This is a genomic window from Protaetiibacter sp. SSC-01, assembly GCF_014483895.1.
Lineage (GTDB): Bacteria > Actinomycetota > Actinomycetes > Actinomycetales > Microbacteriaceae > Homoserinibacter.
In genome coordinates this window covers 1,253,966-1,275,076 of record NZ_CP059987.1, presented here as the reverse complement: position 1 = coordinate 1,275,076, position 21,111 = coordinate 1,253,966, and the positions used below count along the sequence as shown (strand labels likewise).

At 72.2% G+C, this 21,111-nt stretch carries 16 protein-coding genes; 5 read left to right on the top strand and 11 right to left on the bottom strand.

The window, feature by feature from the left end:
- Positions 1-83: 83 nt before the first annotated feature.
- Positions 84-1,406 carry a 4-aminobutyrate--2-oxoglutarate transaminase gene (gene gabT / locus H4J02_RS06020; RefSeq protein ID WP_187676178.1) on the top strand — a complete coding sequence of 441 codons (1,323 nt, stop codon included), beginning with the start codon at positions 84-86 and terminating at the stop codon, positions 1,404-1,406.
- Positions 1,407-1,427: 21 nt separating this feature from the next.
- Positions 1,428-2,510 (top strand): hypothetical protein, encoded by a 1,083-nt coding sequence (locus H4J02_RS06015; protein ID WP_187676177.1) that lies wholly within the window; start codon positions 1,428-1,430, stop codon positions 2,508-2,510.
- A gap of 12 nt (positions 2,511-2,522) precedes the next feature.
- Here H4J02_RS06015 and H4J02_RS06010 read toward each other — a convergent pair whose 3' ends face one another.
- Positions 2,523-3,011, bottom strand: a complete 489-nt coding sequence (locus H4J02_RS06010) for an OsmC family protein (protein WP_187676176.1) — start codon at positions 3,009-3,011, stop codon at positions 2,523-2,525.
- A gap of 80 nt (positions 3,012-3,091) precedes the next feature.
- Between H4J02_RS06010 and gabT (H4J02_RS06005) the strand changes: the two genes are divergently transcribed.
- Together gabT (H4J02_RS06005) and H4J02_RS06000 are read left to right on the top strand one after the other, a co-directional pair.
- Positions 3,092-4,444: a 4-aminobutyrate--2-oxoglutarate transaminase gene (gene gabT / locus H4J02_RS06005; protein ID WP_187676175.1), complete on the top strand. Its 1,353-nt coding sequence runs from the start codon at positions 3,092-3,094 to the stop codon at positions 4,442-4,444.
- Positions 4,441-5,364, top strand: a complete 924-nt coding sequence (locus tag H4J02_RS06000) for an asparaginase (RefSeq protein WP_187676174.1) — start codon at positions 4,441-4,443, stop codon at positions 5,362-5,364. Before gabT (H4J02_RS06005) ends, H4J02_RS06000 begins: the two co-directional genes overlap by 4 nt.
- 600 nt (positions 5,365-5,964) lie before the next feature.
- On the opposite strand, the gene H4J02_RS05995 is transcribed toward H4J02_RS06000, so the two are convergent.
- From H4J02_RS05995 to H4J02_RS05975, 5 genes are all read right to left on the bottom strand, one after another.
- The gene (locus tag H4J02_RS05995) at positions 5,965-7,332 is read right to left on the bottom strand and encodes a transaminase (protein ID WP_187676451.1); all 1,368 of its coding nucleotides are present in this window, start codon (positions 7,330-7,332) and stop codon (positions 5,965-5,967) included.
- 2 nt (positions 7,333-7,334) lie between these two features.
- Positions 7,335-8,072, bottom strand: a complete 738-nt coding sequence (locus tag H4J02_RS05990; RefSeq protein ID WP_187676450.1) for an ABC transporter permease — start codon at positions 8,070-8,072, stop codon at positions 7,335-7,337.
- Positions 8,073-8,203: 131 nt separating this feature from the next.
- The gene (locus tag H4J02_RS05985; RefSeq protein WP_187676173.1) at positions 8,204-9,118 is read right to left on the bottom strand and encodes an ABC transporter permease; all 915 of its coding nucleotides are present in this window, start codon (positions 9,116-9,118) and stop codon (positions 8,204-8,206) included.
- Between the two features lies 1 nt (position 9,119).
- Positions 9,120-10,316, bottom strand: coding sequence for an ABC transporter ATP-binding protein (locus H4J02_RS05980; protein ID WP_187676172.1), 1,197 nt, complete (start codon positions 10,314-10,316; stop codon positions 9,120-9,122).
- Positions 10,316-11,443, bottom strand: a complete 1,128-nt coding sequence (locus H4J02_RS05975; RefSeq protein ID WP_316250707.1) for a spermidine/putrescine ABC transporter substrate-binding protein — start codon at positions 11,441-11,443, stop codon at positions 10,316-10,318. The genes H4J02_RS05980 and H4J02_RS05975 overlap by 1 nt, the downstream gene beginning before the upstream one ends.
- Before the next feature lie 271 nt (positions 11,444-11,714).
- Between H4J02_RS05975 and ald the strand changes: the two genes are divergently transcribed.
- On the top strand, positions 11,715-12,830 hold the full coding sequence (gene ald / locus H4J02_RS05970; protein ID WP_187676170.1) for an alanine dehydrogenase: 1,116 nt from the start codon (positions 11,715-11,717) through the stop codon (positions 12,828-12,830).
- 4 nt (positions 12,831-12,834) lie between these two features.
- On the opposite strand, the gene H4J02_RS05965 is transcribed toward ald, so the two are convergent.
- The 5 genes from H4J02_RS05965 to H4J02_RS05945 form a co-directional block, all read right to left on the bottom strand.
- Positions 12,835-15,504 (bottom strand): FtsK/SpoIIIE domain-containing protein, encoded by a 2,670-nt coding sequence (locus tag H4J02_RS05965; protein ID WP_187676169.1) that lies wholly within the window; start codon positions 15,502-15,504, stop codon positions 12,835-12,837.
- An 87-nt stretch (positions 15,505-15,591) separates the two neighbouring features.
- A complete protein-coding gene (locus tag H4J02_RS05960; protein ID WP_187676168.1) occupies positions 15,592-16,452 on the bottom strand; it encodes a zinc-ribbon domain-containing protein in 861 nt (286 codons plus the stop codon).
- A complete protein-coding gene (locus tag H4J02_RS05955; RefSeq protein ID WP_187676167.1) occupies positions 16,449-18,749 on the bottom strand; it encodes a transglutaminase-like domain-containing protein in 2,301 nt (766 codons plus the stop codon). Before H4J02_RS05955 ends, H4J02_RS05960 begins: the two co-directional genes overlap by 4 nt.
- Positions 18,746-20,116, bottom strand: coding sequence for a DUF58 domain-containing protein (locus tag H4J02_RS05950; RefSeq protein ID WP_187676166.1), 1,371 nt, complete (start codon positions 20,114-20,116; stop codon positions 18,746-18,748). The genes H4J02_RS05955 and H4J02_RS05950 overlap by 4 nt, the downstream gene beginning before the upstream one ends.
- Positions 20,113-21,084: a MoxR family ATPase gene (locus H4J02_RS05945; RefSeq protein WP_187676165.1), complete on the bottom strand. Its 972-nt coding sequence runs from the start codon at positions 21,082-21,084 to the stop codon at positions 20,113-20,115. The genes H4J02_RS05950 and H4J02_RS05945 overlap by 4 nt, the downstream gene beginning before the upstream one ends.
- Between the last annotated feature and the right edge of the window lie 27 nt (positions 21,085-21,111).

Here is a 21,111-nt window from a genome sequence, read left to right as displayed (position 1 = left end):
GAGGTGTGTATCGGGGTGCATCGGGGTGCATCGCGCGGCCGCGCCCGGCGGGACCCCAGCAGACGCCGCCTAGACTCGAGGGCATGGCCTTCAGCGTCCCCCAGGAGCGGAAGCTCGTCACCGAACTCCCCGGCCCCCAGTCCCGCGCCCTCCAGGAACGACGGGTCGCATCCGTCTCCCGTGGCGCCGGGACCCTCGCCAACATCTACATGGACCACGGCTCGGGCGCGATCCTCGTCGACGTCGACGGCAACCAGCTCATCGACCTCGGCTGCGGCATCGGCGTCACGACGATCGGCCACGCGCATCCCGAGGTCGCGGAGGCCGTCGCCGAGCAGGCGGCGAAGCTCACCCACACGCTCTTCACGGTCACGCCGTACGAGAACTACGTGCGCGTCGCCGAGAAGCTCGCCCAGATCACCCCCGGCGACTTCGAGAAGCACACGATCCTCGTCAACTCGGGTGCCGAGGCGGTCGAGAACGCCGTCAAGATCGCGCGCCGCTTCACCGGACGCCGCGCGATCGTGAGCCTCGACCACGCCTTCCACGGCCGCACGAACCTCACGATGGCGATGACCTACCGCCCGTGGCCCGAGCGCGCCGGCATGGGCCCCTTCCCGGGCGAGCTGTACTCCGTCCCCGTCTCGTACCCGTTCCGCGACGGGCTCACGGGCGAGGAGGCCGCCGCCCGCACGATCGACTACATCGAGACCCACATCGGCGCCTCCGAGGTCGCGGCCTTCTTCGCCGAGCCGATCCAGGGCGACGGCGGCATCGTCATCCCCGCCCCCGGCTACTTCGCCGCCATCAAGCGCTTCTGCGAGGAGAACGGCATCGTCTTCGTCGCCGACGAGATCCAGGCCGGCATCGCGCGCACGGGCGCGTGGTACTCGATCGAGCATCACGGCGTCGTGCCCGACCTCGTGACGACCGCGAAGGGAATCGCGGGCGGTCTGCCCCTCGCCGCCGTCACGGGCCGCGCCGACATCATGGATGCCGTGCAGCCCGGCGGCATCGGCGGCACCTTCGGCGGCAACCCCGTCTCGACGGCCGCCGCGCTCAAGGTGTTCGAGATCATCGAGCGCGACGGGCTCATCGCCGAGGCGCAGCGCGTCGAGCGCAGCATCCGGGCACGCATCGGGGACTGGCCCGAGCGCTTCGACGTCGTCGGCGAGGTGCGCGGCAAGGGCGCCATGTTCGGCATCGAGCTCGTCGAGCCGGGCACGACGAAGCCCAACGCCCCCGCTCTCGCCTCCGTGCTGCGGCACGCGACCGCGAACGGCGTCATCCCGCTCGACGCGGGATCGTGGGACTCGGTCCTGCGGCTGCTCCCGAGCGTCGTCATCAGCGACGAGCTGATCGACGACGCGGCGGGTGTGCTCGAAGAGGCCCTCGCCGCCCTGTAAGCCGCCCCGCACGAGGACGACATGGCCGACGCTCCCGCCGACCGCATCCCCACGGTGACCGACCCGTTCCCGCAGCCCGACGAGGGCCCGGATGCCGGGGCGCCCCTGCTGCGCCCGCGGCGGCGGCGTCGACGCGCCGGCCGCTGGATCGCGGCAGTGCTCGTCGCCGCGCTCGCCGTCGCCGTCGCGATCGCCGCGCCGTGGAACCCGCAGAACCGGCAGGCGTGGGCGGACCAGTGGGTCGTCTGGACCGAGCCGCCGCCGGAGCGCATCGAGCAGCTCGCCGTCGACCTCACGCTCACCGAGACCGGGCGGCGCATCTTCTTCGCGAGCCGACCTCAGCTCGACGGCGCGACGGACTTCCAGGATCACTGCCCCCTCGAGGGCGGCGTCGTGCTCGGCTGCTACGGCGGCGGCGGCATCTTCATCTACGAGGTGACCGACGAGCGCCTCTCGGGCACCGTCGAGGCGACCGCGGCGCACGAGCTGCTGCACGCCGTGTACGACCGGATGTCGCGCGACGACCGCGCGCGCGTCGACGCGATCGTCGCCGAGGTCGTCGCGTCGCTGCCCGAGGGCGACCCCAACATCGCGACGGTCGCGGGCTACGCCGAGAAGCAGCACGCCGACGAGTGGCACTCCCGCATCGGCACGGGCTACCTCGAGCTGCCCGCGGAGCTCGAGGAGCACTACGCGCGGATCTTCGCCGACCGTTCCCGCGTCGTCGCCTTCGAGAAGGCGCGCACGGCGCAGATCGACGAGTACTCGGCGCGCATCGAGCAGCTGAGCGCGGAGCTCGACGCGGGCCTCGCCGACCTCGAGCAGCGCTCCGCCGCCTACGACGCGGCGATCGCCGAGCTCGACACCGACATCGAGGACTTCAACCGCCGCGCGGACACCGTGGGCGCCTTCCCCTCGCAGGAGGCGTTCCAGCGCGAGCGCGCGAAGCTGCTCGAGCGTCAGGAGGCGCTCGAGCAGGAGCGCGTGCAGCTCAACGCCGACGTCGACGCGTACAACGCGAAGATCGAGGAGCTCAAATCGCTCGACGCCCAGCGCGCCGAGCTGTACTCGCAGCTCGACAGCCGGTCGGCGCCCGCCACCTAGCCCGGCGCGGGGCTACGCGTTCGCGGGGTCGTCCGCGAGCACGATGCGCGGCTCGTGGTGCACGGGGAAGTTGACCGATGCCGCGATGAAGCACTTCTCCGAGGCCTCGTGGTGGGCCTCGAGGGCGACGGCGGGGTCGCCCGCCGCGATCGTCACGACGGGACGCAGCGTCGCCTCCGTGAAGTGGCCGCCGCCGTTCGCGGTCTGCTCCATCGTGCCGGTCGCCTCGTCGGTGTAGCCGACGACGACGATGCCGCGGGACGACGCGACGTGCAGGTAGCTCAGCAGGTGGCACTGGCTGAGCGCCGCGAGCAGCAGCTCCTCCGGATTCCAGCGCTCACGGTCGCCGTGGAAGACGCGGTCGCTCGAGCCCGCGAGCTCGTGGAGCTTGCCCTCCGCGCGCACGATGTGGTCGCGCCCGTAGTCCCGGTAGCCGGACGTGCCCGTGCCGCGGTTGCCCGTCCATTCGACGGAAACCGCGTATTCGTGGCGGTGGTGCATGTGATTCCTCACTCTGAGCAGGCCACGGCTGCGGAATCAGCAGCATCCGAGCATCCGGGCTCGGAGGTAGGATCGCAGCCATGACCGACACGCTGACCCCTCCCACGGTAGCGCCGCTCGAGCTCGAGCGTCGCGTCGTCACCGCGATCCCCGGACCGCGGTCGACCGAGCTGCAGGAGCGACGTCGACAGGTCGTGTCGGACGGCGTCTCGAGCGCCCTGCCCGTCTTCATCGAGCGAGCGCACGGCGCGATCCTCGTCGACGTCGACGGCAACCAGTTCATCGACCTCGGCGCGGGCATCGGCGTCACGACGATCGGGCACACGGATGACGCGGTCGTCGCCGCCGCCGCCGCCCAGCTCGCCGAGGTCACGCATACGCTCTTCACCATCACGCCCTACGAGGAGTACGTGCGCGTCGCGGAGCTGCTCGCCGAGCACACCCCCGGCGACTTCGCGAAGAAGACCGTGCTCGTGAACTCGGGTGCCGAGGCCGTCGAGAACGGCGTCAAGATCGCGCGCAAGTACACCGGCCGCCGCGGTGTCGCCGTGCTCGAGCACGCGTACCACGGCCGCACGAACCTCACGATGGCCATGAACTTCAAGGCCATGCCGTACGCGGCCGGCTTCGGCCCGCTCGCGGGCGACGTCTACCGCGCCCCCAACTCCTACCCGCTGCACGACGGCCTCTCGGGCGCGGAGGCCGCGGCCCGCACCATCTCGTACCTCGAGAAGACCGTCGGGGCGGCCGACCTCGCGTGCCTCGTGGTCGAGCCCATCCAGGGCGAGGGCGGCTTCATCGTGCCCGCCGAGGGCTACCTGCCCGCGCTCCAGGAGTGGTGCACCGCGAACGGCGTCGTCTTCATCGCCGACGAGATCCAGTCGGGCATGGCCCGCACGGGCGCGTACTTCGCGAGCGAGCACTTCGGCCTCGTGCCCGACCTCGTGCTCTCGGCGAAGGGCATCGCGGGCGGCCTGCCGCTCGCGGGCGTCACGGGACGCGCCGAGATCATGGATGCCGCACAGCCCGGCGGCCTCGGCGGCACCTTCGGCGGCAACCCGGTCGCGTGCGCCGCCGCCGTCGCCGTGTTCGACCGCATCGAGCGCGATGGTCTCCTCGCGGAGGCGGCGCGCATCGAGGCGGGGCTGCGACCCGCCCTCGAGGCGCTGCGCGAGCGCTACCCCGTCATCGCCGAGGTGCGCGGCATCGGCGCCATGCTCGCCGTCGAGCTGCTCGACCCGGAGACGCACGAGCCGCGGGCCGACCTCCCCGCGCGGATCGCGGCCGAGGCCGCCCAGCGCGGCGTGCTCGTGCTCACCGCCGGCACCTACGGCAACGTGCTGCGTTTCCTGCCGAGCCTCGCGCTCGACGAGGCGCTCCTCGCCGACGCCGTCGAGGTGCTCGCCGAGTCGTTCGCGGCGGCGGGCGCGTGACGCATCCGCTCGACGCCGCGGGCTCGGTCGAGCTCGCGCTCGTGGAGCGCTCGGCCGTGCCCGAGTCGCGGCACCTCGGCGCGGCCGTCCTGGTCGACGCCGACGGATCGGTCGTGCGTGCCCTCGGCGACTCCGACGCGCTCATCTACCCGCGCTCGACGCTCAAGCTCGCCCAGGCGACGGCCGTCGAGCTGCTCGGCGTCGTGTTCGACGAGGAGCAGACCGTGCTCTCCGCGGCGAGCCACGCGGGCACACCCGCCCACGTCGCCGTCGTCGAGCGGATGCTCGAAGGCGCCGGGCTCGACGAGGACGCGCTCGGGTGCCCCGCCGACTGGCCGGGCGACGCCGCGGCCCGCCGTGCGGCATCCGGACCCCGTCGCATCACGATGAACTGCTCCGGCAAGCACGCCGGGTTCCTCGCGGCGTGCGTCGAACGCGGCTGGGACACCGCGGACTACCTCGACACACGGCACCCCGTGCAGCAGCAGGTGCTGACGACCGTCGAGGCGCTCGCGAGCGAGACCATCCGGCACGTGGGGGTCGACGGATGCGGCGCCCCGATCCCGACGCTGAGCCTCACCGGTCTCGCGCGTGTCGCGTCGCGCACAGCGCGCGGGGGCACGAACCTCGGCGACGCCATCCGCCGCCACCCGTGGGCGATCGACGGCCCCGGACGGGCCAACACCGTCACGATCGAGCGCACGGGCCTCGTCGCGAAGCTCGGCGCGGAGGGCGTGCTCGTGCTCGTCACGCCCGGCGGTGAGGCCGTCGCCGTGAAGTCCCTCGACGGCGCGCACCGTGCGACGACCCCCGTCGGTCTCGAGCTGCTCGTGCGCGAGGGTCTGCTCGCGCGCGAGGTCGCCGACGACACCCTCGCGGCCCTCGCCGACCCGTGGACGACGCTGCGCGTGGCCTTCTAGGCACGGGCGCCCTGAGAGGGGTCCACTTTCCCGCCGGTTGAGTAGCGCCGCGACGCGCTTCCGCGCGGCACGACGCGTATCGAAAACCTTCCCTTCTCCGTTGGTTGAGTAGCGCCGCGCGCGCAGCGCGCGACGCGTATCGAAACCCTTCCCTTCTCCGCTGGTTGAGTAGCGCCGCGCGCGCAGCGCGCGACGCGTATCGAAACCCTCGCACCGACGTTCCAACAGCGGGCCAAGCAGACGAGACCTCCGCACGTCATCCGTCCGTCGGGTTTCGATACGCCGTGCGTCACGCCCTCCGGGCGCGGCGCGCGGCACTCAACCAGCGTGAACTCGCGCGACCGCTTTACCGCTGGTCGAGTGCGCGTATCGAGACCGCACCTCTGATGACGTGCGGGAGCACCCCCATCCCGCTGGTTGAGTAGCGCCGCGCGCGAAGTGCGCGACGCGTATCGAAACCCTCGCACCGACGTTTCAACAGCGGGCCAAGCAGACGAGACCTCCGCACGTCATCCGTCCGTCGGGTTTCGATACGCCGTGCGTCACGCCCTGCGGGCGCGGCGCGCGGCACTCAACCAGCGGTGAACTCGCGCGACCGCGCTACGCGTACAGCGACGCGACCGCCTCGCGGAACGCCTCCGTGTGCCGCGCCACATCCTCCGAGGTCGTGGCGGGCGACATGAGCGCCATGTTGTGGAACGGGGTGATGAGGATGCCGCGGTTGAGGGCATGCAGGTGCAGGTACTGCTGCAGCTCGAAGTCGTCGGCCTCCGCCGCCTCGCGCCCGTTCGCGGGCGGCGTGGGCCGGAAGCTGTACTCGGCACGGCATCCGATCTGCGTCACCTGCCACGGGGCCCCGAACTCGTCGATCGCCGCTTGCACGCCGGCGGTCCACTCGGTTGCGCGGTCGATCATGCCGGGGTAGACCTCGGGCGTGAGCACCTCGCTGAGGGTCGCGCGGATGCCGGCCATCGACACGGCGTTGCCCGCGAGCGTGCCGCCCACTCCCCCGACGTCGAGGTCCTCGCGGCCCTCGCCCGCCCAGTCGAGGCTCTCCCGCACGCGTCGGGCGAGCTCGCTCGTCATGCCCCACGCCGCCGCGGGGATGCCGCCGCCGATCGTCTTGCCGACGACGACGACGTCGGGTCGCAGCCCGTCGCGCGCTGTCATCCCGCCGGGGCCGGCGCACAGGGTGTGCGTCTCGTCGATGACGAGGATCGTGCCCGTGCGGTCGCACGCCGCGCGGACGGCCTCGTGCCAACCCGGTTGGGGCAGCACGATGCCGATGTTGGTCATGGCCGGCTCGGCGAGCACCGCCGCGACCTCACCGGTCTCGAGCGCGGCCTCGAGCCCGGCGATGTCGTCGAACGCGACCACGACCGTCGTCTCGTCGAGCGGCACGGGCGGGCCGATGTTGCGGCGGCGGGACACGACGCGGCCGTCGTCGTCGAGCGTCGCGTAGGCCTCGTCGACGGTGCCGTGGTAGCAGTAGTCGATCACGAGCACCTTGCGCCGACCGGTGGCCTGGCGCGCGTAGCGCAGCACGTGGCGGTTGGCATCCGTCGCCGAGAGCGTGAACTGCCACTCGGGCAGCCCGAAGCGCTCCGCGAGGAGCGACGCGGCGACCGCGGCATCCTCGGTCGGCAGCATGAAGGTCGAGCCCTTCGCGAGCCGCTCGGCGATCGCGGCGACGGATGCGGCGGGTGCGTGGCCCACCATGGCGCCCGTGTCGCCGAGGCACAGGTCGACGTGGTCGATGCCGTCGGCGCACCGGAAGTGCGCGCCCTGCGCCTCCTCGACGTAGACGGGCCAGTCGCCCGGCCACTTCGACATCCAGAGCATCGGCACGCCGCCCGGGAGGTGGGCCCGGGCCTCCTGCCAGAGCCGCCCCGAGCGCGGGTGCAGGCTGCGGAACAGCTCGAGCTCCGCCTCCCACAGCTTCGCGAGACGCGTGCGGTCCTCGTACATCGTCACCCCGTCTTGGCGAGCTTGCGGCGCCGGGCGCCCGCCGACAGCTGCGCGATGACCACGAGGATGATCGCGAGGAAGAACACCGCGGACGCGATGACGTTCGACTGGGGCGGGATGCCGCGGCTGGCCGCGACGTAGACGAACTTCGGGAAGGTCTCGGCGTTGCCCGAGACGAAGTTCGTGATGATGAAGTCGTCGAAGCTGAGCGCGAAGCACAGCAGCGCAGCGGCGAGGATGCCCGGCATGAGCAGCGGCAGCGTGACGCGCCAGAACACCTGGCCGGGGCTCGCGTACAGGTCGCGTCCGGCCTCCTCGAGCGAGGGGTCGAGGCTCGCGACGCGTGCCCGCACCGTCACGACGACGAAGCTGATGCAGAACATGATGTGGGCGACGATGATCGTCCAGAGGCCGCGCTCGACGCCCATGTTGACGAACTGGGAGCCGAGACCCGACCCGAGCACGACCTCGGGGGTCGCCATCGGCAGGAACAGCAGCACCGTGATGAGGGTGCGCATGCGGAAGGTGTAGCGCACGATCGCGATGGCGATCATCGTGCCGAGCACGGTCGCCGCGATGGTCGCCGTGACGCCGACGACGATGCTGTTGCCGAACGCCTCGCACACGCGGTCGTCGTCGCAGATGCCGAGCCAGTTGTCGAGCGTGAACCCGCGCCACACGATGTTGGTGCGGCGGGCGTCGTTGAACGAGAACACGATCGTGTAGACGATCGGGATCATCATGATCGCGAGCGCGATGAGCGAGTACGCCCCGACGACCCACGATCCGGCTCCGCCGCGTCCGCTGCGTGCGCGACCGCGCGGGCGGGGCGCCGTGTCCGCCTCGGCGATCGCCGCGGCCTCCTGGGTGGTCACAGCAGGTCCTCCGATCCGCTCTTGGCGACGTACGCGATGACGGGGATGAGGATCGCGACCATGAGGAGGATCGAGACCGCCGCCGACACCGGGTAGAAGCTCTGGAAGAACAGGTCGTTGATGACGTTGCCCGCCATGACCGTGTTCGTCGACCCGAGGAAGTCCTTGCTCGCGTTGACGTAGTCGCCGGATGCCGGGATGAACGTCAGGAGCGTGCCCGAGACGACGCCCGGGAGGGACAGCGGCAGGATGATGCGCCAGAACCGCTGGACGGGGCCCGCGTACAGGTCGCCGCCGGCCTCGACGTAGCGCAGGTCGAGCCGTTCGAGGGATGCGTAGATCGGGAGGGTCATGAAGGGGATGTAGTTGTAGGTGAGTCCGAACACCACCGTGAACGCGGTGCCGTTGAGGTACTGCTCCGGCCCGAACACGCCGATCGCCTGGAGGAAGCCCACGACGGGGCCCTCGTCGGAGAAGACCGCCTTCCACGCGAGGGTGCGCAGCAGGAAGCTGATGAAGAACGGCGCGATCACGAGGATGAGCACGAGGCTCTGCCAGAGCGGGAAGCGCCGCAGCGTCACGCCGATGAAGTACGCGAGCGGGTAGCTGATGATGAGCGCGAAGATCGTCGCGAGAAGCGAGTACCCGAACGTGCGCAGGAAGATCTCGCCGAAGCGGCCGAGCGCCTCGGCGTAGTTCTCCCAGCGGAACGCGTAGACGTACTCGCCGACCTCGAAGTCGCCGCCGGGCTCCTTGAAGCTCGTGAGCACGAGCGAGCCGAGCGGCGCGACGAACGTCGCGACGAGGTACAGGATGCCGGGCGCGAGCAGGATGAGCGCGACGTAGCTGCGCCGACGGGGCGCCGAAGCCGAGAGATCGGGGCCCGTGTTGGCGAACGCACCGAATGCCACGTCAGGCCTCGTCCAGCTCGTCTTCGAGGCTCTGCCGACGCTGGACGGCGATCGAGCGCGTGTCGTCGTCGTCCGCGAACCGCGGCTCGGGCCCCGCCTCGTCGGCGAGTCCGAAGCCGTGCTCGACGCGCCACGACACCCACACCTCGGCGCCCTGCTCGGCGACCGGGCCGAACGCCATGTTCTGCGCGAACACCGTGACGACGGGGAGCCCGGGGATCTGCACGAGGTACTGCGTGCTGACGCCCGTGAACGACACATCCGTGATCGTGCCGGGGCCGAGCACGTTGACGCCCGCAGCCGCATCCGGCTTGCGCGTGTGCAGCGTGAGCTTCTCGGGACGGACGCCGATGGTCACCTCGCCCGCGTGGCGCTGCGCGCGCTCGCGCGGAACCTTCACGCCGACGCCCGCGACGTCGACCGTGATCGCGTCAGAGCCCGACTCGACGACGTCGCCCGTGAAGAGGTTCGACTGGCCGAGGAAGTTCGCGACGAACGTGGTGCGCGGCAGCTCGTAGAGCTCCTCCGGCGCGCCCATCTGCTCGATGCGTCCCTTGTTCATGACGGCGACCGTGTCGGCCATCGTCATGGCCTCCTCCTGGTCGTGGGTCACGTGGAGGAAGGTGAGACCGACCTCGCCCTGGATCGCCTTGAGCTCGATCTGCATCTGCCGGCGCAGCTTGAGGTCGAGCGCGCCGAGCGGCTCGTCGAGCAGCAGCAGCGCGGGCCGGTTGACGACCGCGCGCGCGAGCGCGACGCGCTGCTGCTGACCGCCCGAGAGCTGGCTCGGCTTGCGGCCCGCGACGTGGTCGAGCTCCACGAGGCGGAGGGCTTCGTGCGCGAGAGCGTGCGCGTTCGCGATGCCGCGGCGCTTGAGGCCGAACTCGACGTTCGCGAGCACCGTCATGTGCGGGAAGAGCGCGTAGCTCTGGAACACCGTGTTGACGGGCCGCTGGTGCGGCTTCGTCGCGGTGACATCCTTGCCGCCGATGAGGATGCGTCCGGCCGTCGGCTCCTCGAGCCCCGCGACGAGCCGCAGCGTGGTCGTCTTGCCGCACCCGGACGGACCGAGCAGCGCGAAGAACGACCCCGCAGGGATCGTCAGGTTGAGGTTCTCGATCGCCGTGAACCCGGGAAAACGCTTGGTGACGCCGACCAGTTCGAGGTCGGCACCGGATTCGTCGAACGATCCTGCCATCAGGCGCCGATCAGGACCGACTGGAACTCGGCGCCGAACGACTGCTCCTCGGCCGGCGTGAGGGTGCGGAAGCGCTTCACCGTCGAGAGAGTCTCTTCGTTCGGGAAGATGAGCTGGTTCTCCACGAGCTCGGGGTCGATCGCCTCGGCCGCCTCCTTGGCGCCCACGACGGGGGTGATGTAGTTCACCCACGCCGCGACCTCGGCCGCGACCTCGGGGTCGTAGTAGTAGTTGATGAGCTTCTCGGCGTTGGCCTTGCGGGGCGAGCCGATCGGGATGAGGAAGTTGTCGTTCCAGATCGTGCCGCCGGCCTCCGGGATCGCGAACTCCCAGCGGTCGCCGTTCTCCGCGTTGAGGGTCGTCACGTCGCCCGACCACACGATCGCCGCGAGGGTGTCCTCGTTGGCGAGGTCGTCGATGTACGAGTTGCCCTTGATGTTGCGGATCTGGCCGACCTCGACCTGCTTGCGGAAGACCTCGATGGCGTCCGAGAAGTCGTCGTTGCTGAAGTCGCCGGAGATGTCGACGCCGTTCTCGAGCATGATGAGGCCGATCGTGTCGCGCATCTCGCTCAGCACGCCCACGCGTCCCTTGAGGGCGGGGTTCCACAGGTCGCTCACGGTACGGAGGCCCTGCGGCACCTTGGCCTTGTTCCAGCAGATGCCCGCGAAGCCGCCCTGCCACGGAAGGGTGTGCTTGCGGCCCTTGTCGAAGTCGACGTCGAGCAGGCTCGGCTCGAGGTTCTTCTTGTTGGGGAGGTTCGCGTCGTCGAACTCCTGCGTGTAGCCGAGGCGCACCCAGCGGCCGGCCATCCAGTCCGTGAGGCACGCGGTGTCCGCGCCGATGTCCTGGCCGAGCGCGAGCTGGTCCTTGACCTTCGCGTAGTACGAGTTGTTGTCGTCGACGTCGACACGGTAGTCGACGGAGATGCCGGTCTCCTCGACGAAGCGGTCGAGCGTCGGGTGGTTCCCGTCGTCGTCCTCGTCGAGGTAGAGGGCCCAGTTCGCCCACGTGAGGGTGGGGTCGTTCGCGGAGTTGTCCTTCGCGGGTTCGGGCTTGCCGGATCCGCCGGTCGAACACGCGGCGAGCGTGAGGGCGGCGGCGCCCATGCCGGTTCCCTGGAGCATCGCGCGGCGGCTCACCTGCGCGCGACGGGCCTGGATGACAAGGCTGCGGATCAGGGGATCTTCGGGAAGAGACCGGGACATCTGAGAGGACTCCTTCACGGGGTGCGTCGGGCACAGGCGGCGATGCCGTGGGTCGATATTGGCACACGATGGAGGCTTAGATGAACGGAACTGCCAAAAGCGTCCATTTCGAAACATAGATTTCACGAAATCAGCACTGTTCGACGATTTCTCCTTCGGATTCCTCTGTCTCGACGAGTAGCCTGACGCCATGAGGATCGGAGTTCCGAGCGAGATCAAGAACAACGAGTTCCGGGTGGCCATCACCCCGGCGGGGGTGCACGACCTGACCGCCGCGGGCCACGAGGTGCTCATCCAGAGCGGAGCGGGGCTCGGCTCGTCGATCACCGACGACGACTACGCCTCGGCCGGCGCCCGCATCGTCGCGGATGCCGACGCCGCGTGGGGCGAGGCCGAGCTCGTGCTCAAGGTCAAGGAGCCCATCGAGCCCGAGTACCGCCACTTCCGGTCGGGGCTCGTGCTCTTCACGTACCTGCACCTCGCCGCCGAGGAGCGCCTGACGCGCGAGCTCATGACGAGCGGCGTCACGGCCATCGCCTACGAGACGGTGCAGCTCGCATCCGGTGCGCTCCCCCTGCTCGCCCCCATGAGCGAGGTGGCGGGACGCCTCGCCCCCATCGTCGGCGCGAACGTCATGATGCGGCCGCACGGTGGCCCCGGCCTGCTCGTGCCCGGTGTGCCCGGCACCCGCCCCGCGAACGTCGTCGTGCTGGGCGGCGGCGTCGCCGGCACGAATGCCGTCGCGGTCGCGGCGGGCCTCGGCGCCCAGGTGACGGTGCTCGACACGAACATCCAGCGTCTGCGCGAGCTCGACGCGCACTACGCGGGCCGCGTGCGCACCATCGCCTCGAACAGCTTCGAGATCGAACGCGCCGTGCTCGACGCCGATCTCGTCGTCGGCTCGGTGCTCGTGCCGGGTGCGAAGGCCCCGAAGCTCGTGACGAACGAACTCGTGGCCCGCATGAAGCCGGGCAGCGTGCTCGTCGACATCGCGATCGACCAGGGCGGCTGCTTCGAGGACTCGCACGCGACGACGCACGCCGACCCGACGTTCACGGTGCACCAGTCGCTCTTCTACTGCGTCGCCAACATGCCGGGCGCGGTCGCGAACACCTCGACGTACGCCCTCACGAACGCGACGCTCCCCTACGTGCGCGCGATCGCGAACGCGGGATGGCAAGAGGCTCTGCGGGCCGACTCCGCCCTCGCACGCGGACTCAACGTGCACGCGGGCAAGGTCGTGAACGCCGCGGTCGCGGCGGCGCACGGCCTCGAGTCGGAGCATTCCGCGCTCGGCCTCGCCTGACCGCTCAGGCGGGCCGCACATCCGTCCCGCCGATGCGCACGCGGCGCGTGGCGCCGTCTTCGAGGAGCCACGCCTCGTCATCGCCCCCGAGCGGCGGCAGCGGCTCACGTGAACGCGTGAGCAGTCGGTGGTCGGCGCGCGCGCAGCCGTGCAGAAGCAGCCGCCCCGAGCGGCGGATGCCCGTGAGGGCCGGGTGAGCGGCGAGCCAGCCGTCGGGGTCGCCGACGAGCACGTCGGCCGGGTCGGCATCCGGGCGGTCGACGGATGCCGCGCGCACGCCGGCGGCGTCGAGTCGCGCGAGCCACGTGGTGGGTCGGGATGTCACGACGCCCCACCCGCCACCCGCCGGCCGCACGGCCTCGAGTGCGGCACGCCAGGCTGCAGGCGTGCCCGAGTCGAGGGCGAATTGCACCTCGTGACCGTGCCACAGCCCCGAACCCGGGCCGCGATCCACACGGTACCCGCGCCCTTCCCCGCCCGCGAGGAGGTGCTCCTCGCGATTCGGGAGGCGCAGGAGCACGCGCTGCTCGAAGGCGGCCGCGGCCGTGAGCAGGGCTCCTCCCGCGCCGCGTGCCGAGGCGGCGACCGCGAGGCCGCGGCGACCTCCCTCCCGCGCCGCGCGCGCGATGAGCTCGGCGAGCTCTGCACGCTGCTCGGGGTCGCCGCGGGCGAGCTGCGCGTCGAGGTCGTCGGCGATCACGAGCACGGGGGCCTTCGACGGCGTCGTGATCGCCTGCCACAGCTCGGCGGGTTCACCAGCAACCCAGCGCACCTCCGCGCGCGCGTGCTCGCGGGCGACGGCGGCCAGCGTCGCGAGCGCGCCCGTGCGGCCGGATGCGGCGCCGCCGAGGACGAGCACGGCGCCGGCGCGCCACGGGTCGAGCACGAGCGGCTCGCGCCGTTGCAGCTCGGGCCTGTCGACGAGTCCGACGGCACCCCTGGGTACGGCGGTGAGCGGGAGGACCGCGGGCAGCGGGTCGACCCAGGGTCGCGCGGCGGGCACGGGCGCGTCGCGCCAGCGCTCGACGACGCGATCGACGAGGACGGCATCTGCGAGCGCGACCTGGACGAGCCGGCGCCCCGAGCCGTCGGCGAGCACCGCCCGGCCGCGGGCGTCGGCGTCGATGGCCGCCGCATCCGGCACTCCCACCGTCGCCGTGCTCTCGCCGGGCTCGAGCACACGCAGGCACGCCCGCACCGTCACATTGGCGAGCAGCGCGTCGCGCACGACGCCTGCGGGGCGTTGCGTGCCGAGCAGGAGGTGCATGCCGAGCGAGCGGCCGCGGGCCGCGAGGTCGGTGAAGACCGCGTGCAGCTCGGCATCCGCCCCGACGAGGGCTGCGAACTCGTCGACGACGACGTAGAGCCGCGGAAGCGCACCCGCCGGAAGCTCGGCGACGTCGCGGGCTCCATGCCCCGCGAGCACGGCCTCGCGGCGCCGGAGCTCCGCGCGGAGGCTCTGGACGGCCCGCGCGGCGAGGGTCTCATCGAGATCGCTCACGACCCCGACGACGTGCGGGAGCGCGTGAAGCGGTGCGAAGGCGGCACCGCCCTTGAAGTCGACGAGCAGGAACGCGAGCTCGGCGGGCGGCCGACGCGCGGCGAGGGCGAGCACCCACGTGACGAGCAGCTCGCTCTTACCCGAGCCGGTCGTGCCCGCGACGAGCGCATGGGGCCCGTCGTGCTCGAGGTCGACGAGCACCACGCCCGCGTCGTCGACGCCGACGCAGGCAGCCGACTCCGCACCCGCCGCCCCGTCGAGCAGCTCGCCGAGCGCGACCTCGCGCGGGAGATCGCCCGCAGCCCGCCAACCCGCCGCGCGCGCCGCATCCGTGAGCCGGGATGCGATGTGCGCCGCCTCGGGAGCGGACAGGAGCGCCGGGGTCCACTCCCCCGGTGCACCGTCGAGGCGCGGCGCGGAACCATCTGCGGGGAACTCCACGCGCCTGGCCGCCGAACCCTCCGAGACGCCCCGGATGCGGAGCACGACCGAACCGTCGCTCGAGACGCTCCAGTCGGGACCCGCCGCGACCGGCGCCGGCAGCTCGTCCGCCCAGGCCTCCCCGTCGGGCGCCTCGACGCGCGCGGTGCCGACAGGGCAGCGTGCGACGGCCTGCAGCACGAGCCCGCGGGCGAAGGCTCGCACGAGGGGTTCCACCCCGAGCACGGCGAACTCCTCGCCGTCGTCGACCACGAGCGGAGCCTCCGCGATCTCGGCGCACGATGCGCGGAGGCGTTCGATCTCATCGGCCAGCTCAGTGGGCACCTCGCCCGCGAACTCGATCCCCGAGGGGACCGGGCCCGTCCCCACCCGCCAGCCCCGTCGCCCGGTTGCGAGCACGAGCTCGTCGGGCTCGGGCGCGGCCGCCCGCAGCTGCGCGGCTCGCGTGGCGAGGCGGTCGGCCACGTCGGCGCCGATCCGTTCGAGCTCCTGCCGCGCCTCGGCGACCGCCTTCCGTCGCGAGCGACGGGCGGCCCTCCTCCCGTCGACGAGCGTGCCGACCGCCATGAGCGGGCCCAGCAGCCCCACGAGGAGCGCGTAGGGTGAGCCCGTGCCGAGCCACAGCGCGACGGCGAGGCCGAGCGGCGCGACCGTAGCGACGATCGGCACCCCGGTGCGTCGAGGCGGCGCCGGCACGACGGGGAGGGCGATGCGATCGACGTTCGGGGTCATCCGGACCATCGCAGCACGCCCGAGAGCCGCGCGGATCGCCACCCGCCGCATCCGGGGACGAACCGGCAGCGCGGCGGCTGGGGAGGATCAGCTCACGACGAAGAACTGCTCGCCGATCTCGACGCGGCTGCCCCGCGCGATCATGTAGCGCTTCCCGGGCTCGCAGCGCACGGGCTCCGCGTCGGGCTGTCGGATGACCGTGCCGTTCGTCGAGAACCGGTCGGCGACCCAGAAGCGCCCGCTCTCCTGCCCGAACTCGACATGCGACTTCGACACGGACTTGCCGACGTCGAAGATCGGCACGAGCTCGTCGACGTACTCCCCCGGTTCGGGCGCGGGGTTGCGGCCGATGAGGCCGGTTCCCGCGACGACGACGCTCTCGCCCGTGCTGAACTGCAGCACGTAGCGTTCGCCGGGCGCGCGACGGGCGACGATGCGAGTGCTCTCGATGTCCTCGAGCGGATGCGCGTCAGAAGCGACCGCGAGGCTCGGCTCTGCGGGCAGCGGCTCGGCGGGGGTCGCCGGTTCCGCAGGGGGCGCGGGCGCGGACGCCGTCTCGGGCGCGAACGCCGAAGCCGGAGCCTCGACGACGCCCAGGAACGCCGTCTCGGGCACCCGGTCCTCGCTCCACTCCAGCTCCGACGGCGGCTCGGCCGGTTCCTCGGCCGCGGGCTCGTCGCCCGCGGATTCCTTGATCGGCGCCACGACCGGCACGGCCGCCGTCACGGGCCGCAGAACGAACCCGCACTCGCCGCAGAACACGTCGCCCTCGTCGATCGCGGTGCCGCACTGCGGGCAGTGCGGCGCGTGCAGCTCGATCGCGGCGGGCGGCAGCGGCGCGCGCACGGTCGCGCGCACGACCGGCGCGGGGTCCGCGACGGAGCGGCCGCACTCGACGCAGAAGAGGGCCCCCGCGGGCAGCGGGGTGCCGCAGTACGCGCAGTTCATCGGACGCTCCTCGGTCGTCGGAGCAGCTGCCGGACAGCTCCCCCGCCCAGGGAGCGTACCGACACGAGGGCGCGGACGCGCTCCCGCCGGGTGCGCGTCGCATCGAGCGAATGGCGCAGCTCCCCGACGGCGCTCCACACACGCTCGGCATCGGCGTCGCTCGGCGGCTCGGGCGCGAACACGGCGCGGTCGACGACGGCCGCGAGCACGCGCGACGGCAGCGTGCCGACGGCGGCCGCGAACTCCGCGCGCGTAGCCGACGGCGGCGCCGCGAGCCCGCGGTCGACGACGATGTCGGCGAACTCGTCCCACCCGCCGCGGATGCGGTCGAGCGGCGTGGGGGCCTTCCGACGCAGCTGGCGTCGACGTGCCTTCGCACCGATCACGAGCAGGAAGGGCGAGAGCGCCACGAGGATGACGAGCGCGCCGATGCCGATGATGCGCGCCGCCTGCAGCAGCACCTCGAGGGTCGAGTCGGGCACGGCGGGCTCGTCGGCCGTCGTGTCGGAGTCGACCTGCTCCTCGCGGGGTTCCGGCCGGTCGACGGGCGGCGGCACGATCGACTCGGGGCGCGAGATGGGGGTCGGCTCCTCGGGCTCCTCCTCGGGGATGGGGCGCTCCGGCGGCACGGGGTCGATCGCGACCCAGCCGTCGTGCGCCGTCGAGACCTCGATCCACGCCGTGATGTCGCCGCCGCGCACGATCGTCTCTCCCCCGTCGGGCGCGACCTCGGGGGCGAACCCGACGACGACGCGGGCAGGGAAGCCGAGCCGCGTCGCGATGAGCGCGGCGGCGACGGCGTACTGCTCGGCGTCGCCGATCATGCGCGAGCCGTCGAAGAGCTCCGCGATCCGGTCGAGCGAGTGGCCGGCGCGGCTCGCCGGCTCGTCGGGTGAGAGCCCGTGGCTGATGTAGCCCTCCGCGCGGAGGTTCTCGATCGCCGCGACGAGCTGGGCGCCCGCGCCGTCGACCCCCTCGAGGTACACCTCGAGCGCGGTCGCGAGCTCCTCGGGCGCCTCGGGGCCGCGGGGCACGTCGGCCGAGCCGGGTACGGCGGTCGCGAGGCGCTCGAGCGGCACGGGACGGCGCACGACGGCGTCGAGCAGGTAGCGGTCCCCCGTCCCGACGCCCTCGAGGTCGACGGCGGTGCCGCTCGTCGTGTTGAAGGCGAAGCCGTCCTCGAGGCGCGAGCGGTCGTCGCCGCGGAACGCGATGTCCTCGAGGAGCCCCACCGTGGGAACCCACACGCCCGCGTAGCCGTCGATCGCGACGTCGAGACGCACCCGCTCGCCTCCGGATGCCGACTGGTCGACGCGGGAGGGCACGCGCACGAAGACGCCCGACGCCGAGTCGACGCTCGCGCTGCCGACGGCGTAGACGACGCCGTCGTAGCTGTCGAGCGCGGCGATCCGGATGCGCGCCTCGGCGGGCAGGCCCGTCACGCGCATCATGACCTCGTCGACACGGTCGTCGCGCAGGTAGCGGCGGAAGCCCGCGAGGGGACTCGTGTGATCGCGGGGCTCGAAGGGCTGCTCGACGACCGTGCGCAGCACGTGCCGGTCGGCCTCGGGCGTCAGTACGCTCGCCGTGGCGACCGATCCGAAGGCGGCGATCGCGAACACGAGGATGCCCCCGATGAGCGCGCGCGTCTCGACCCCGATCCGCAGCCCGGCGGCGATCTCCCGTTCGCGCCCGCGCGTCGCCTCTCGGCGGCGCCGCCAGCGCCGCCAGCTGATCCAGCCGATGCCCGAGACGAGCAGCCCGATTCCGAGCGGGATGGGGATGGTCGCGGTCGCGGGGCCGAATACGATGCCCGCGATGAACACGATGACGGGCGGGATGACGGCGTACTCGCCGTATCGCGAGCGGAGCCCGATGCTCATCGCGACGACCGTGGACGACAGCAGGAGCACGAGCGCAGGGACGAGGAGCGCCTGGTAGTCGCCCACGGGGAGAGTGATGGTGAGCAGCTGCTTCCAGCCGAGGGCGACGCCCGCATAGAGGTCGACGAGCCCGTCGACGGTCGGCAGGACGCCGGAGACCGTCTTCGACGGCACCGCGAGCGGCACGCCGACGGCCGTGAACGCCCCGACCGTGATGAGGAGCACGATCCACGCCTTCCAGCGGAAGAGAGCGCCGAGCGCCGCGATGAGGGTCCCGATGAGCACGGCGGAGACCGCGAGCACGACGAACGACGCCGAGCGGTAGACGGGCCACAGCGTGGCGGATGCGATGGCCAGCATGAGCCACAGCTGCAGCACGTCGCCGAGCGAGGCGAGCGTCAGGCGGCCTCTCATGCCACCGCCGCCGATCGTGCGAGGGCGAGCCGCAGCTCGTCGAGGTAGCCGATCGTGAGCACGTTGAGACCCGCGAGGCGTCGCATGCCGGGCACGGCATCCGGGTCGCAGACGACGGCGACGACCTCGACGTCCTGAGCGAAGCCCGCGGCCGCCGCGCGCAGCTCGGCGGTGCCCGTACGCGACCCGCAGATGAGGAAGGCGACCGAGATGCCGGGGGTGCCGTCGGCGACGATGCGCGCGACGTCGCGGATCGGGAGCGCGTCGATCGACGCCCCCACGACGGCCAGCTCGTCGAGGAGGCGGTCGGGCTGGTGCGTCGCGAGCGGATGCACGGCGTAGACGCGACGCTTCGCGAACTCGGGCGTCACGGCCGACACGACGACCGAAACCGTCCGCCCGTCGCGGATCGCGCGCACCCCGAGGGAGCCGGCGACGCTCACGGCGAGCTCGAACTCGTCCTCGCTCGCGAAGTCGTGCGTCGAGAGGCTCAACGCGACGACGAGGTGGCTGCGGCGCGTCTGCTCGAACTGGCGCACCATGTAGGTGCCCGTCTTGGCGGTCGACTTCCAGTGGATGTAGCGCCGGTCGTCGCCGGACTGGTACTCGCGCAGCGCGTGGAACGCGACGTCGCTCGCGGTGAGGTCGCGCGTCGGGGTGCCCTCGAGGTCGCGGATGAGGCCCGTGCTCGTCGAGGGCACACTCACCGTGCGCGGGTGCACGACGAGCTCGAGGCGGTCGGTCCAGCTGTGCTCGCGGCGGATGAGCCCGAGGGGGTCGCCCACGACGGTGCGGACGGGTCCGACGGCGATGACGCCGCGTCGCTCGGTGGGGATCGCGAAGTCCTGCGTGTGGCTCGTACGGCGGCGCATGCCGGGCAGCGCGAGCTCCACGACCGACTCCCCCACCGGCACCTCGAGCACGGTGCCGAGGCGGCGTCCGGCGGGGTTGTCGACGGTGATCGCCCCCCGCGCCGATTCGCCGACCACGGCCCGGCGGTGCGGGAGCGTGAGCGTCATCCGGTACGGCGCGCGGCCGATGAGGAAGCACGACGCGGCGAGCGCGAGGAGGAGCGCACCCCATCCGACGGCCACGAACTCGAGCCAGCCGAGCAGGTAGCCCGCGGCGAGGGCGGCGGGGATGACGAGCAGCACGACCCAGCCGAGCGGCGTGATGACACCGCTCAGGCGTCGGCCGACGCGCGCGAACCCCCGGCCGACCGCACGAGCGCCCCGCACGACCGCGACGATGCTGTCCGCGAGCACGCCCGTCCGCGCGCCCACGATGCGGGCGCGCGTCGTCCCGAGCCCGGTCGTGTCGGTGCTCGTCGACTCCCGGGTGCGCGTCGATCGACCGGTACTGCTCACACGGCCTGCCGATCGCTCGGGGGCGGGGTCTCGAGCAGCAGCTGGGCGATGATGCTCGACGCGGTGACGCCGTCGAACTCGGCCTCGGGGTCGAGCACGAGCCGGTGCGCGAGCACAGGCTCGGCGAGCGACTTGATGTCGTCGGGCACGACGTAGTGGCGACCGCTCGCGGCGGCGAGGGTCTTCGCGGCGCGCACGAGGGCGAGGGCGCCGCGCACGCTCACGCCGAGGCGCACCTCGGTGGCCGAGCGCGTGGCCTCGACGAGGCGCGACACGTAGTCGTTGATGGTCGGGTCGACGTGCACGGTGCGCACGAGCGCAGCGAGCTCGACGACCTCGGCGGCCCCGATGACCGACGGGATGACGGTGTCGTGGGCGCGCACGCCCGAGCCCTCGAGGATGCGCACCGTCGCTGCATGGTCGGGGTACCCGATCGAGGCCTTGAGCAGGAAGCGGTCGAGCTGCGCCTCGGGCAGTCGGTAGGTGCCCGCCTGCTCGATGGGGTTCTGGGTCGCGATGACCATGAACGGCGAGCCGACGGGATGGGTCGCGCCGTCGACCGTCACGCGCCCCTCCTCCATGACCTCGAGGAGCGCGGCCTGCGTCTTCGGGCTCGCGCGGTTGATCTCGTCGGCGAGCACGACGTTCGCGAAGACGGGGCCCTCGTGGAAGTCGAAGCGCCCCGCGCGCTGGTCGTAGATGCTCACACCCGTGATGTCGCCCGGCAGCAGATCGGGGGTGAACTGGATGCGGTTGCTCGTGCCGTCGACGCTCTGCGCGATCGCGCGCGCGAGCGACGTCTTGCCGGTGCCGGGGAAGTCCTCGAGCAGCAGGTGGCCCTCGCTGAAGAGCGCGATGAAGCCTAGCCGCACGACGAAGGTCTTGCCGAGCAGTACCTGCTCGACGCCGGAGACGAGGCGGCCGAACGTCTCGTGGAAGGCGCTCGCCTGCTCGGGCGTCATCGTCATGGGGTGTCCTCTCGAGTGGTCGGGTCG